The organism is Streptomyces sp. NPDC001020, assembly GCF_053599115.1.
In genome coordinates this window covers 24,066-36,331 of the sequence record NZ_JBSFLQ010000041.1, presented here as the reverse complement: position 1 = coordinate 36,331, position 12,266 = coordinate 24,066, and the positions used below count along the sequence as shown (strand labels likewise).

Below are 12,266 nucleotides of genomic sequence, written 5' to 3'. Positions count from 1 at the left end.
ACGCAGCCGCCCCAGCGCACATCAAATTCTCGTAAAACCGCTTATCCGGAACTAACGGGCGAGGTGGCTATGGTAGGGGCTCCACTGGACACCACCAGAGCCGACAGGGGAGGTGCGGCTGCGCCCGTGGATCGGAGAGGAGTGCTACGGCGTCTTCTCAGGTCATCGGGTGAGCCGAAATCCGTGACCGACATTGCTGACCAGCACCACGCTAACGACACCGCGCAGACCGCGACCTTCGCCACCGACGCGGACTCGCAGGCGTGGACTCCGCCCACATGGGAGGAGATCGTCAGCATGCACAGCGGCCGGGTGTACCGGCTGGCCTACCGCCTGACCGGAAACCAGCACGACGCGGAGGACCTGACCCAGGAGGTCTTCGTCCGCGTTTTCCGCTCCCTGTCGACCTACACGCCCGGCACCTTCGAGGGCTGGCTGCACCGCATCACCACGAACCTCTTCCTGGACATGGTCCGCCGCAAGCAGCGCATCCGTTTCGACGCGCTGGGCGAGGACGCGGCCGAACGGCTGGCCAGCCGCGAGCCGTCCCCGCAGCAGATCCTCCACGACGCGCACTTCGACGCGGACGTCCAGCAGGCTCTCGACACGCTCGCGCCCGAGTTCCGCGCGGCCGTCGTCCTCTGCGACATCGAAGGGCTGTCGTACGAGGAGATCGCCGCGACTCTTGGGGTCAAGCTCGGCACGGTGCGCTCCCGTATCCACCGTGGCCGCTCGCAGCTCCGCAAGGCCCTGGCGCACCGTTCGCCGGAGGCCCGGGCCGCCGAGCGCCGTTCCTTCATGGCCCGTGTGCCCGCGCTGGGGGGAGGAGGCGCGACCGCGTGAGTGGATCCCGTCGCCCCACACCGGCAGAGCAGCACCTGGGAGACCGGCTTTCCGCCCTGGTGGACGGAGAACTCGGTCATGAGACGCGCGAGCGCGTGCTGGCCCACCTGGCCACCTGCGCGAAGTGCAAGGCGGAAGCCGACGCACAGCGCCGACTGAAGAACGTCTTCGCGGAGGCCGCCCCCCCGTCGCCCTCCGAGAGTTTCCTGGCCCGCCTTCAGGGCCTGCCCTCGGGAGGTGACGTCGACGGCGATGGCACGCCGTTCGGCGGGGGAGGCTTCGGGTCCAGACCCCGGGAATCCGCCGGGCTGCCCGCGGGCTCCGGTGTCTTCGGAGTGAGGGGCGAGCCCTTCGGATACGTCCCCTCGGGACCGCACGCCGCGGCCCTGGCTCCCTCCGACAACCGGTCCCTGCCGGGTGACCGTGGCTTCCGCATCCATCACGTCGGCCGTCAGGAGACCGAGCGGTCCGCCTCACGCGGGCTGCGCTTCGCCTTCGCCGCCGCGGGCGCGGTGTCGTTGGCCGCGATCGCGCTCGGCGGGATGTCGACGGGTGTCACGGCCGGGACGGGCGTGGAGGCGCGCGGCGGTTCGGGCTCCGGAAGCAATGTGATTCCGACGCGTTCACCGGCCACAGGCGGCGCCACGGCGTCAGAGACCCAGCGTCGGCGTTCGGCCGAACCGCTGCTCGGGCAGAGCACGTCCGGGGAGGCGCCCATGGCGTCGACCGAGACGTCGGCCCCGCTGCTGCCCGCAGCGCCTGCTCCGGGCATCGAGGACGTCTCGCAGACCCGTGCCCTGACCACTCCCTTGGTGGCGGGAGCCGCCGCGATGTCCCCGCTCATACGTCCGCTCACCGAGACACCACCGGTCATGCTGACTTCCTGGTCGGCCGTTCCGGAGATCACGGCTCCCGCTCCAGGCCTGCCGACCGTGCCGCTCCCGCTCTCGTCCGCTGCTCCGTCCCCCACACCCTCCGCCCGCACCGCCCACTGAACCCGGCGTCTGCGCGGCAGCCCCGGAACCTGGTTGAATCCATGGTGAACCGCGCTCGCGCGAGCGATCCGGGCGCGGAATCAGCAATTCAGCGGCGACCACCGGCGCCGTCATGCCGCGGACCGGGTGTGGGGAGAGCATGAACGAGGGGAAGTCGATCCCTCCGGGACAGGCCGAGGCAGGGGGACCCGAGGCACACGACGGTTCCGGAGCCGGGGCGGTCCTGGGAGTGCCCGGGAGTGAGCCGATCGCTCCGGTGCTGGCTGAGGCGCCGAGCGGGGCGGAAGGTTCCGTGGTCGGCGAGGATTCGAGTGACCGTCCGGGCGGCGATGACGAGCTGAGCCGGCCGGTCGGAGCGCGTCCTCGCGCCGAGGCCAACGCAGACGGAGACTTCGAGCTGGAGCGACCGGCACCGACGAGGCGCGGAAGCGAGTCCGTGGTCGACACCGTGCCCGAGCCGTCGGACGCGGGGCCTGCCGGTGCCACGCAGGAGCGTTCCGCCGGGGAGGTGCCCCCTCGGCCGGACGGGGACGTACAGACAGCCCCCACCGACCGCCCCAAGCCCCTCCACGATCCGGACCCCTACGACACCCCGCCCTACGGCGAACCGGGTCCCTGGGCTCCCGCGCCGCCGGTCCAGCACCCGGCGGCGACGCCCGCGCACGGTACGGCTGTCCAGCCGCTTGCGGCCCAGAGCGCGCCGACCCCGCCGGCACCCGTGCCGGGCTTGCCCGCGCCCGGCGCGATGGGCCATGGGGCCCACCCTGCCCCCGGTGTGATGCCCGACGGCTCCGTACCTCCTGCCCCGGACGTGTCTTCTGCCGCCGCTCCCGCCTCCCCCTGGCAGAACTACGACCCCTGGGCACCCCAAGCCCCCTTCCAGCAGAGCGGCGCCCCCATCGCCACCCAGGAGCAGCGCCGCAAGCGGGCCAAGCGGGCACTGGTACTGGGGGCCGCGCTGATCGCGCTGGTCATCGGCGGGATCGGCGGTGTCGTCGGTGCCGTGCTGGAGCGCAACGGCGGGGGTGGAGACGTCCACCTGTCGCAGGCAGGGCAGGAGTCCGAGGAGCGTGCCCCGGACAGCGTCGCCGGGATCGCCGCACGTGCGCTGCCCGGCGTCGTGACCCTGCATGTCAAGGGCACCGGCGCCGCGGGCACCGGCACCGGGTTCATCCTTGACCAGCGCGGTCACATCCTCACCAACAACCACGTCGTCGAACCCTCCGCGTCCGGAGGGGAGATCTCCGTGACGTTCAACGGCGGCGAGACCGCCAAGGCCACCGTCGTCGGCCGGGACACCGGCTACGACCTCGCCGTCGTCAAGGTCAGCGGCGTCCGCGGCCTCAAGCCCATGCCCCTCGGTAACTCCGACAACGTCCAGGTCGGTGACCCCGTTGTCGCCATCGGAGCGCCCTTCGACCTGGCCGGCACCGTCACCACCGGGATCATCAGCGCGAAGGAGCGGCCCATCACGGCCGGGGGCAAGAAGGGTGACGGCGGCGATGTGTCCTACGTCGACGCCCTGCAGACCGATGCCCCGATCAACCCGGGCAACTCCGGCGGTCCCCTCCTCGACGCCAAGGGTCGAGTCGTCGGTATCAACTCCGCGATCCGGTCGGCCGACAACAGCTCCGGGCAGACCGGGCAGGCCGGTTCCATAGGGCTCGGTTTCGCCATCCCCGTCAACCAGGCCAGGCGCGTAGCCGAGGAGCTGATCAACACCGGTAAAGCCACCCACCCCGTGATCGGCGTCACGCTCGACATGAGTTACACCGGGGACGGCGCCCGCGTCGGCGCCCAGGGCGCGGGCGGGGGCCCGGCGGTCAACCGCGGCGGTCCCGGCGACAAGGCCGGTATCAAGCCGGGCGACGTCATCACCGAGGTCGACGGCGTGCGCGTCCACTCCGGCCAGGAACTCATCGTCAAGACCCGCGCCCACCGTCCCGGCGACCACCTGGCGCTGACCGTCGTCCACGCCGGCGGGCAGAGGAAGATCACGCTCGTCCTCGGCTCCGCCGACGGGAACTGACAGGAGCATCGCCCGGGGAAGGGCCCGCAACCCGTCCCCCAAGGCAAACAACCCGGAAAACCGGTCGTGTACACGCGGCCGAGAGTGCTGGGACGGTACCGGTCCGGTGGTAACGCCGGGTACCGTGGATGCGGCCCGGACCACGGAAGAGCCGCACCGACCACCGAGGGCCGAGGACCGAGGACATCGCAAGGAGCTTCAGGTGTTCAATGACATAGGACCGCTCGAGCTGGCCACGATCGCTGTTATCGCCGTGCTCGTCTTCGGCCCGGACAAGCTCCCGAAGGTGATCCAGGACGTCACCCGCACCATCCGCAAGATCCGGGAGTTCTCGGAGAGCGCCAAGCAGGACATCCGTAGCGAACTGGGCCCGGAGTTCAAGGACTTCGAGTTCGAGGACCTCAACCCCAAGACGTTCATCCGCAAACAGCTCGGCAGCGACGAGCTGGGGCTCCAGGAGATCCGCAACGGCTTCGACCTGAAGAAGGAGATGGCCGAGATCACGGACGCGGTCCAGGGCCGCGAGTCCGAACCCTCGGCCCCGTCCCCCTCCTCGTCCGGTTCCACCGGCGGCACCGTCGACATGACGAAGAAGCCCGCGAAGCCTGACCCCGACGAGCGCCCGCCCTTCGACATGGACGCCACCTGAGTCGTCCCCGGAGGCGTCCGCACGGTACGACAGTGCGCTGCCACATGACGCGGGCCCTACGCCAACCGGTGTGCCCGCGGCCATGTCGCGAGGCCCAGAAGGCTGTACGCGCCGGGTTTTTTCCTGCCGTTCGAAGCGCTGTGGCTATGCTGCCCAGTTGTTGCGCGGACCGATTGGGAGCGAGGACGCCCGTGGGGGGCGGGCCGCTTCGGTCCAACGAGAGCGAGGAGGCGTCCGGGCAGATGGAGACGACGAGTCGGGTGGGCGCACAGACGCCGGCCGCGGAGGGCGGACAACCGTCCCCCTTCGCCCGGCGCAGGGTCGAAGGCTATCTCCAGGCGTCCTTCCCGTGGTACGGCCTCGACGAGGCGTTCACGGGGCCGCGCTGGCTGATGCAGGTGGGTACCGCGGCCGACGGGGCCGTGGAGCACGGTTCGACCGGGCACGGCGACGAACCCTCGGTGCGCAACGAGGCCACCGAGGACAAGGAGCGGTTCGCGGTCGTGGTCACGGTCGCCGCCAACCCCGTACGGCGCAGCCCCGACGGTACGGGACTGCTGGAGGCCACCTCGGTCTCCTCCGCGGCCTGGCTCGCGGGCGTGGGTCTGCTGTCGTTCACCTGGCCGGGCCAGATGGACCACACCCTGCGGGACGACTGGGTGGACCAGCAGACCGAGACGGCCTGGGCCCTCGCCGACGATCTCACCGGTCCCGACTGGTCCACCCTGTCCCTGCCCGTGGACGGCGTCCCGACGCCCTTCCACTACCGCGAGTCCGAGTTCGGCTGGGTGCTCGCCGGGTCCACCCAGGCGGGAGTGCACTTGGGTGCGTACGGCAGGGGGATGAGCGCGTACGGGCTGGCCTTCGCCGCGATCAAGGACATCGGCACCTACACCGCGTAGGCCCGCGATGCTCGCGCCGAGAGGGGCACCGTCGGTGACGGTGCCCCTCTCGGCGTCGGACATCAAGACGGCGGCCGTCGGCGGGCCGCCGGTTGTACGTGGCTGGTGCGCCTACCCGACGCCCCTGCCGCCCTAGAACTTGTTCCTCGGTGTGATTCCCAGCGACATGCCCGCCAGGCCCCGCTGGCGCCCGCCCAGCTTGCCGGCGATCGAGCGCAGGGCCGAGCCCGCCGGGGAGTCCGGGTCCGTCAGGACCACCGGCTTGCCCTCGTCGCCGCCCTCGCGCAGGCGGACGTCGATCGGGATGGAGCCGAGGACCGGGACCGTCGTACCCGTCGTACGCGTCAGACCGTCCGCCACCGCCTGGCCGCCGCCCGTGCCGAAGACGTCAACCATCTCGCCGCAGTGCGGACAGGGCAGGCCGGACATGTTCTCGACCACGCCCACGATCTTCTGGTGGGTCTGGACGGCGATGGAGCCCGCCCGCTCCGCCACCTCCGCGGCCGCCTGCTGCGGGGTGGTCACCACCAGGATCTCAGCGTTCGGGACCAGCTGGGCCACCGAGATCGCGATGTCGCCCGTGCCCGGCGGCAGGTCGAGCAGCAGCACGTCCAGGTCGCCCCAGAACACGTCCGCCAGGAACTGCTGGAGCGCGCGGTGCAGCATCGGGCCGCGCCAGACGACCGGCGCGTTGCCCGGGGTGAACATGCCGATCGAGATCACCTTCACGCCGTTCGCCTGCGGCGGCATGATCATGTTCTCGACCTGGGTCGGGCGGCCGTCGGCGCCCAGCATGCGCGGCACGCTGTGGCCGTAGATGTCGGCGTCCACCACACCGACCTTCAGCCCGTCGGCCGCCAGCGCCGCTGCCAGGTTCACCGTCACCGAGGACTTGCCGACACCGCCCTTGCCGGAGGCCACCGCGTACACACGGGTGAGCGAGCCCGGCTTGGCGAACGGGACTTCACGCTCGGCCTGGCCGCCGCGCAGTGCGGTCGCGAGCTCGCGACGCTGCTCGTCGCTCATCACGTCGAGCGTGACGTCGACCCGGGTGACGCCCTCGACGCGGGAGACCGCCTCCGTGACGCGCTGTGTGATCGTGTCGCGCATGGGGCAGCCGGAGACCGTCAGGTACACGGTGACCGCGACCGCTCCGTCCGCACCGATCTCCACCGATTTGACCATCCCCAGTTCGGTGATGGGTCGCTGGATCTCGGGGTCGTTCACCGTCGACAGCGCTTCGCGCACCGCGTCTTCCGTAGCCATAGGGAGATGGTACGGCGCCCGGTGGTCACCTCGGAAAGCCCGTCAGCGGTCGTCTACGTCACGTCCGCGTGGCCGTTCCGCCGGGAATACGGCAGGTTCCTCGGAGCGTCGCCGCCCTTCCAGGTCCTTCACGACGTCATGGAGTTCGGATCGGATCCAGTCCCGGGTGGCGACCTCGCCGAGGCCGGCGCGCAGCGCGGCGATCTCCCGGGTCAGGTACTCGGTGTCCGCGATCGACCGCTCGTTCTGGCGGCGGTCCTGTTCGAGGTTGACCCGGTCGCGGTCGGCCTGGCGGTTCTGCGCGAGGAGGATCAGCGGGGCCGCGTAGGAAGCCTGCAGGGACAGCACCAGCGTCAGGAAGATGAACGGGTACGGGTCGAAGCGCAGGTAGCGCGGGGCGGCGACGTTCCACGCCAGCCACATGGTGATGACCACCGTCATCCAGACGATGAACCGCCCGGTCCCCAGGAAGCGCGCGATCTCCTCCGACATGCGCCCGAAGGCCTCCGGGTCCCACTCGGGCAGCAGCCGGGTGCGGCGCGGCTGCGGCTGGTCGAGCCGGGGGCGGGCGCGGGTGGCGGCGGTCGCGCCTGAAGGGGACCTGTCGCGCTCAGGAGCCATGGGCGTCCCCCTCGTCGTCCAGGTGGAACTCCGTCTCGCGCCAGTCGTCGGGGAGCATGTGGTCCAGTACGTCGTCCACGGTCACCGCGCCGAGGAGAGAGCCGGACTCGTCGACGACGGGCGCCGCGACCATGTCGTACGTCGCGAAGAACCCGGCCACCACGGGCAGCGCCGCGTCCGGGGCCAGGGTTTGCAGGTCGTCGTCGAGGAGCGAACTGACGAGCGTGTACGGCGGGTCGCGCAGCAGCCGCTGGAAGTGCACGGTTCCCAGGTACTTGCCGGTCGGTGTCTCGTCCGGCGGACGGCAGACGTACACCTGGGCGGCGAGCGCGGGGGACAGGTCGGGGTTGCGGACCTGGGCGAGCGCGTCGGCGACGGTCGCGTCGGGCCGTAGCACGATCGGCTCGGTGGTCATCAGACCGCCCGCGGTCTTCTCCTCGTACGCCATCAGTCGGCGCATGTCGGCCGCGTCGGCGGGCTGCATCAGGCTCAGCAGCCGCTCCTTCTCCTCCTCCGGCAGTTCGGCGAGCAGGTCGGCGGCGTCGTCCGGGTCCATCGCCTCCAGGACGTCCGCGGCGCGCTCTTCCTGGAGCTTGCCGAGGATCTCGATCTGGTCGTCCTCCGGGAGTTCTTCGAGGACGTCGGCGAGCCGGTCGTCGTCGAGCGCGGCGGCGACCTCGGAGCGGCGCTTGGCGGAGAGATGGTGCAGGACGTTGGCGAGGTCGGCAGGCCGGAGCTGTTCGAAGGTGGCGAGCAGGCTCTCGGCGCCCTGTCCGTGCTCCTCCAGGGAGAACCCGCTGACGGCCGACCACTCGACCAGCATTGTCTCGCCCTTGCTGCGCCGGAACGTTCCGCCCTTCCCTCTGCGTACGAAGACCCGGTCCATCTCCCAGTCCCGGCGGGCCGGCAGCTGCTGCACGGAGAGGTCGAGGACGGTGACCTCCTCGCCGCCCTCGACGAGCCTGACGCGCCGGTCGAGCAGATCCCCGAACACCAGCCGCTCGGTGGGCCGCTGTTCGAAGCGGCGGACGTTCAGCACGCCGGTGGTGATGACCTGGCCGGACTCGATGCCGGTCACCCGGGTCATCGGCAGGAAGACGCGGCGGCGGGTGGTCAGTTCGACGACCAGTCCGAGCAGCCGTGGGGGGCGCCGCCCGACGCGCAGCATGACGACCAGGTCGCGCACGCGACCGACCTGGTCACCGGCGGGGTCGAAGACGGCGACGCCGGACAGGTGCGAGACGAAGATGCGAGGGGCGCCTGCCGCCATTCCCGCGCCTCCTGTTCCTGCCGTTTTGTCCGCTCGGATGGGCTTCAGGCTAGCCCGTCCCAGTGCGGGACGCCCTGGCGAGCGGTGCGGACGGACTGGCTCCGGAAGGCCTGGCGCGCACCGGTACGCTGCCGTACGCCGACGACACCCGTATGAGAGGCAGCCCCACCTGTGACTGTGATTTCCCAGGGCCGTACCCGCCGGGCCGCGCTGGTGAGCGCGCTGTGTGCGCTGGTCGTGACGGGGACGGGCCTGACGGGATGCAGCAGCGAGGACCCCGACGCCGGGACGAACGGGGTGGGGAAGCTGTCGGCCGACAAGATCCAGAGCCGGACCCGTGCGGCGGCCAAGTCGGTGTCGGCGGTACGGCTGTCGGGGACCGTGGTCGGCAACGGTGGGACGTACACGCTCGACATGCGGCTCAAGGACGACGGGGGCACCGGGTCGGTCACCTCGAAGAGCGGGACGTTCCGGCTGCTGCGTGTGGGCGAGCACCTCTTCCTGAAGGCCGACGCGGCGTACTGGAACCATGAGGACGGCGGGGGCTCGGCGGCAGCGGCGAGCAAGCTCGACGGGAAGTACGTGAGGGTTCCGGCGGGAGATCCGGCCTACAAGCGCTTCAGCGGCTTCACCGACAAGGACGTACTGCTGGACGGGCTGCTCACACTGCACGGCACGCTGTCGACGGACGGCCGGCACGAGCAGAAGGGCGTCCGTACGATCCGCATCACGGGTGACCAGGGCTCGGGCGGCACGCTGGACGTCTCTCTGGAGGGTGCGCCCTATCCACTGCGCCTGGTTCGGGCCGGCGGCGCCGGGACTCTCCGTATGTCGGACTGGGGCAAGGACTTCACGCTTCAGGAGCCGCCGAAGAACGAGACGGTGGACTACGGCAAGCAACTGCCGACGTCCTGAAACTCGTCGGGGGCGGCCACGCCCCCGCCGGACGGCTACCGCTTGCGTCGCAGCAGGCGTGGCAGTGCCGCCGGGATCGGGCGGCGGGTGGTGGCCGGGGTCGGGACCGGGGCGGCGGCCTGGGAGTCGGACGGCAGCGGCATCGTCGTGCCCCGCGGCTCCAGGCGCAGTACCCGGCACTCCCGCCGCCACCGCTGGGGCATCTCCTCGCTGTCGGTGGCGTTCAACCGCTTGCCCTTCAGCTCGGCGACCGCGTCCTCCCATTCGGGCGACCCCGGCGTCAGCTCCACCACCTTCGCGGGCCAGGTGACGATCCGTCCACCCTTGTCCTTGCTGCGGACCGTGACGTCCGCCTCTCCGCCGTCGACCAGGCCCGGCAGCGGCTGCTCGCCAGGGCCGTCGCCCACCACGCACGCCGCACCCTCGTGCCACACGTGCCACAGTGCATGAGCGGGCGCGCCCCGGCCGTCCGTACCGGAGGCCGACGCCGCGCCCCGGACCCAGATGAGCCCGGACTTCTTCGTGGCCTCCTCGACGAGGGCCCGGTCGAGCAGCTCGCTTGTCATGCGCCCAGCCTAGTTGCCCGCCAGGCACTGGTTGCCGGGCAGGCGCCGGTACCTCACAGCCAGCCGTTCCGCTTCAGCGTGCGGTGGATGCCCAGACAGATGACGACCGTGATGCCCAGGACCAGCGGGTAACCGAACTTCCAGTGTGTTTCCGGCATGAAGTCGAAGTTCATGCCGTACACCCCGCACACCATGGTCGGCACGGCGATGATCGCCGCCCACGCCGTGATCTTGCGCATGTCCTCGTTCTGTGCGACGGACGCCTGCGCGAGGTTGGCCTGGAGGATCGAGTTCAGCAGTTCGTCGAAGCCGACCACCTGCTCGTGCACCCGGGCGACGTGGTCGGCGACATCGCGGAAGTACTTCTGGATGTCCGGGTCGATCAGCCGCATCGGCCGCTCGCTCAGCAGCTGCATCGGGCGCAGCAGAGGCGCCACCGCCCGCTTGAACTCCAGTACCTCACGCTTGAGTTGGTAGATACGACCGGCGTCCGTGCCCCGGGGCGTCCCCTTCCGGCCCGGGGAGAACACCTCCGTCTCCACTTCGTCGATGTCGTCCTGCACCGCGTCCGCCACCGCGATGTACCCGTCCACGACGTGGTCGGCGATCGCGTGCAGCACGGCCGACGGGCCCTTGGCCAGCAGCTCCGGGTCGTCCTGCAACCGGTGCCGCAGCGCGCGCAGTGAGCCCTGGCCGCCGTGCCGGACGGTGATGAAGAAGTTCCGCCCGGTGAAGCACATGACCTCACCGGTCTCGACGAGTTCGCTGTTGGCGGTCAGCTCGGCGTGGTCGATGTAGTGGATGGTCTTGAAGACGGTGAAGAGGGAGTCGTCGTACCGCTCCAGCTTCGGACGCTGGTGCGCCTGCACCGCGTCCTCGACCGCCAACGGATGCAGTCCGAACTCACTCGCGATCCCGGCGAATTCGGCCTCGGTCGGCTCGTGCAGGCCGATCCACACGAAGTCCCCGTCGCGCCGCACCTGTCGCATCGCCTCGTGCGGCGACAGCGGCTCGGGCGTCTCCACGCGGACGCCGTTGCGGTAGACGGCGCAGTCGACGACGGCGGACGGCGTCGCGGGGCTGCGCGTGGTGTCGTACGTGTTGTTGTTGTCCTTGCGCGGCACGGGACGGGACGGGCGGACCACGGCGGCGCGCAGGTCACGAATCATCGACATGGCGGGCTCCTTCGCAACGAGCAGCGAGAGGCGCCGAGGACGGTTGGAACTGCCCGGAATGAGGACGTCCTGAAGACGGATGTTTGGCACGTCCACAAAGCGGGGAGCACCGCACCGTCGCGGTGGCGGGTTTCGCTACTGAGTCAGATCAGGCAGAACGGAACGAAACGCTCTTCCGTGGTGGTGCGCATGCGAGAGGTGGCAGCCAGCTAGAGCCAGAGCAGCTACGTCAGCGGCAGGAAGAGCGGGTGGTACTGCACGGTCGACTTCGACCCATGGCAGCCCCACCTCCTCCGGCCGGTCCCCTGTGGGGAGTCTCATCGGCGTCGGGACTTGATCGCGACGCTTCTGCGTGCTGCCCCGAACGACCGGGCAAGAGTATCAGCCGACTGAAGTGTCAAGGCGCGGCTTTGCCTGGTACTGACGAGTTCTATGCTCACCGCATGGCTGATGTTCTTCCTCTGGTCGAGGCCCGTCTGCGTACCGCACTGGGTGAGCCGGACGCGCGTGCCGCGGTCACCTTCCTGGGCACTGACCGCATCGAGGTGCTCCGCTTCCAGGAGGGGGATGTCGTCCGTTACGCCACGCTCGGCATGTCCGCCCAGCCGATGACGGACCCCGCGGCGATGCTCGCCGACCCGCTCAAGGGTCCGCGCGCCGAGCTGATCCTCTCCGTCCGCGGCGGCCTGGCCGATACCGACAAGGTGCTCCGGCCGCTCGCCGTGCTCGCCGCGTCTCCGCAGGTCGAAGGTGTGGTCGTGGCCCCTGGCGCCTCGCTCGACGTCGGCGGCCCGCTGTGGCCCGGTGCACCCTTCACCTCGGTTCTGGTCGCCGAGCCGGGCGGCCTGGTCGAGGACCTCGAGCTCGACGGGCCCCTCGACCCCGTGCGGTTCCTGCCGTTGCTCCCCATGACCCCGAACGAGGCCGCCTGGAAGCGGGTACACGGTGCGCAGGCTCTCCAGGAGCGCTGGCTGACGACTGGGACGGACCTACGGGATCCGTCCCGCACGTCCGTCCCGCTGGAGTGACCCATCT

Annotated in this window: 12 protein-coding genes; 7 read left to right on the top strand and 5 right to left on the bottom strand. The window is 70.6% G+C overall.

All coding sequences use genetic code 11. The features are described 5' to 3' along the window. Positions 1 to 141: 141 nt before the first annotated feature. The 5 genes from sigE to ACWDEX_RS30370 all read left to right on the top strand — a co-directional run bounded on the left by sigE (position 142) and on the right by ACWDEX_RS30370 (position 5,418). Positions 142 to 843 carry an RNA polymerase sigma factor SigE gene (gene sigE / locus ACWDEX_RS30390; RefSeq protein WP_450467649.1) on the top strand — a complete coding sequence of 234 codons (702 nt, stop codon included), beginning with the start codon at positions 142 to 144 and terminating at the stop codon, positions 841 to 843. Continuing rightward, positions 840 to 1,838, top strand: coding sequence for an anti-sigma factor family protein (locus ACWDEX_RS30385; RefSeq protein ID WP_450467647.1), 999 nt, complete (start codon positions 840 to 842; stop codon positions 1,836 to 1,838). The genes sigE and ACWDEX_RS30385 overlap by 4 nt, the downstream gene beginning before the upstream one ends. Before the next feature lie 139 nt (positions 1,839 to 1,977). Continuing rightward, a complete protein-coding gene (locus ACWDEX_RS30380) occupies positions 1,978 to 3,867 on the top strand; it encodes a trypsin-like peptidase domain-containing protein (protein WP_450467645.1) in 1,890 nt (629 codons plus the stop codon). Positions 3,868 to 4,069: 202 nt separating this feature from the next. Beyond that, entirely contained in the window at positions 4,070 to 4,516 is a 447-nt protein-coding gene (locus ACWDEX_RS30375; protein WP_450467643.1) for a sec-independent translocase, read from the top strand. A 242-nt stretch (positions 4,517 to 4,758) separates the two neighbouring features. Further along, the gene (locus tag ACWDEX_RS30370) at positions 4,759 to 5,418 is read left to right on the top strand and encodes a hypothetical protein (RefSeq protein ID WP_450467642.1); all 660 of its coding nucleotides are present in this window, start codon (positions 4,759 to 4,761) and stop codon (positions 5,416 to 5,418) included. 132 nt (positions 5,419 to 5,550) lie between these two features. Here ACWDEX_RS30370 and ACWDEX_RS30365 read toward each other — a convergent pair whose 3' ends face one another. Genes ACWDEX_RS30365 through ACWDEX_RS30355 form a run of 3 tightly spaced genes read right to left on the bottom strand, consistent with a single transcriptional unit; the run spans position 5,551 to position 8,575 of the window. Continuing rightward, positions 5,551 to 6,684: an Mrp/NBP35 family ATP-binding protein gene (locus ACWDEX_RS30365; protein WP_450467640.1), complete on the bottom strand. Its 1,134-nt coding sequence runs from the start codon at positions 6,682 to 6,684 to the stop codon at positions 5,551 to 5,553. 42 nt (positions 6,685 to 6,726) lie between these two features. After that, entirely contained in the window at positions 6,727 to 7,305 is a 579-nt protein-coding gene (locus ACWDEX_RS30360) for a DUF1003 domain-containing protein (RefSeq protein ID WP_450467639.1), read from the bottom strand. After that, positions 7,295 to 8,575 (bottom strand): magnesium transporter MgtE N-terminal domain-containing protein, encoded by a 1,281-nt coding sequence (locus ACWDEX_RS30355; RefSeq protein WP_450467638.1) that lies wholly within the window; start codon positions 8,573 to 8,575, stop codon positions 7,295 to 7,297. The genes ACWDEX_RS30360 and ACWDEX_RS30355 overlap by 11 nt, the downstream gene beginning before the upstream one ends. Positions 8,576 to 8,746: 171 nt before the next feature. Between ACWDEX_RS30355 and ACWDEX_RS30350 the strand changes: the two genes are divergently transcribed. Then, on the top strand, positions 8,747 to 9,490 hold the full coding sequence (locus ACWDEX_RS30350; RefSeq protein WP_450467636.1) for a hypothetical protein: 744 nt from the start codon (positions 8,747 to 8,749) through the stop codon (positions 9,488 to 9,490). 35 nt (positions 9,491 to 9,525) lie between these two features. On the opposite strand, the gene ACWDEX_RS30345 is transcribed toward ACWDEX_RS30350, so the two are convergent. Both ACWDEX_RS30345 and ACWDEX_RS30340 read right to left on the bottom strand, forming a co-directional pair. Further along, positions 9,526 to 10,056 (bottom strand): hypothetical protein, encoded by a 531-nt coding sequence (locus tag ACWDEX_RS30345; RefSeq protein ID WP_450467635.1) that lies wholly within the window; start codon positions 10,054 to 10,056, stop codon positions 9,526 to 9,528. A gap of 53 nt (positions 10,057 to 10,109) precedes the next feature. Continuing rightward, complete coding sequence (locus ACWDEX_RS30340) at positions 10,110 to 11,231, bottom strand: magnesium and cobalt transport protein CorA (protein ID WP_450467634.1); 1,122 nt, start codon at positions 11,229 to 11,231, stop codon at positions 10,110 to 10,112. A gap of 443 nt (positions 11,232 to 11,674) precedes the next feature. On the opposite strand from ACWDEX_RS30340, the gene ACWDEX_RS30335 reads away from it, so the two are divergent. Further along, positions 11,675 to 12,259: a suppressor of fused domain protein gene (locus ACWDEX_RS30335; RefSeq protein WP_450467633.1), complete on the top strand. Its 585-nt coding sequence runs from the start codon at positions 11,675 to 11,677 to the stop codon at positions 12,257 to 12,259. Positions 12,260 to 12,266 lie beyond the last annotated feature (7 nt).